Source organism: Mesorhizobium sp. M4A.F.Ca.ET.090.04.2.1 (assembly GCF_003999085.1).
Taxonomy (GTDB): Bacteria; Pseudomonadota; Alphaproteobacteria; order Rhizobiales; family Rhizobiaceae; genus Mesorhizobium.
Window position 1 is genome coordinate 1 of the sequence record NZ_RZOT01000892.1, and the last position, 1,142, is coordinate 1,142.

Below are 1,142 nucleotides of genomic sequence, written 5' to 3' on the forward strand. Positions count from 1 at the left end.
ATATAGTCCTCATAGTAGAGCTTCAGTATGTCTTCCGACAAAGCCGAGACCGAGGTTTCGGAATTCTCCGAGCAGCCGCCGGCGAACACCGCCCGATCCAGCGCCGCCTGGGCGGCAACGTCCTCGACCCGGTCGAGAATGGCATCGTGGAAGCCGGCATAGCTGAAGGCGCCCGGAACGCCGACGCGCAACGTCTTGTCGGAGCGCCGGGCAAACACCTTGGCGCCGTTGGGGCCGGCGAAATTGGCCGGGATCCATTCCTTCACCGCGGCCACTTCCGGATCGGCCAGCAACTGCTTGTAGGCGCGCGCCGGCAGCGAGATCGTGCACACCGTTTTCAGCGCCTCGGCGACCAGTTCCTTGTCCGGAGCGACGTAGTTGTCATCGACCGCCATACGCCGGATCGCGGCCAGTTGATGCTCTTCGGCGTCCGGGCTCGGGAAGGGCGGCGCCGGCGCGAATTCCGGCAGGCTGTTCACCCACCAGTTCTGCGCGAAGTCGGTGTCCATCTGCGACAAGCCGGTCATCATGCGGTAGGTCTTCAGCGCCCCCAGCATGAAGTCAGGGTCGCGGATCTGCCGCCACATGGTCGCCTCGAGCAGCGCGACCATATGCGGCTCGAGCACGTTGCGCAGCGCGTGGTCGTAGGTATCGGCCTGCGCGCGCATCAGCTCCGCCGAGGCCGAGGGTCCGAGCAGGTCATGCGGCGCGTCCGGCGGCGCGGTGCGGGCATTCGTGACCTGGTCCATCGCGGCCAATGCGCCGTCGATGGCCGGCTGCTCCACCGATGCCGGGGCGGCGGTGACGGCGGTCAGTGGCTCCTGAAGCGCCTCGAATTGACCAGCCTGCGCGGTGATTGCATTGCGGTTGTCGAAATAGGACCAGGTAAACAGGCCGGCGGCCAGCAAGGCTGCGACCGCACACGCGGTGGCCGCGCCACGCCAGATCCAGGCGCGGCGACGTTGCGCCAGCGGGTCGAACGTGCCGAGGCCAGCTTCCTTGAAAATCACCTCGGTAAGCAGGTTCTTCAGGAAGAAGCTGCGCTTTTCGACGCGTGGCGCCGGCATGGCGCGGCGCGGAGGCAGCCCGAAGGAAGAGGAAAGGGCTGCCGTCAGCCGGTCGATCGGCGCTCCTTCCTGGGT

Annotated in this window: 1 protein-coding gene; it reads right to left on the bottom strand. The window is 66.6% G+C overall.

The window, feature by feature from the left end:
• Positions 1-1,142, bottom strand: a 1,142-nt coding sequence (locus EN781_RS32940; RefSeq protein WP_281034422.1) for an ImcF-related family protein, incomplete at both ends; no start/stop codon positions are given.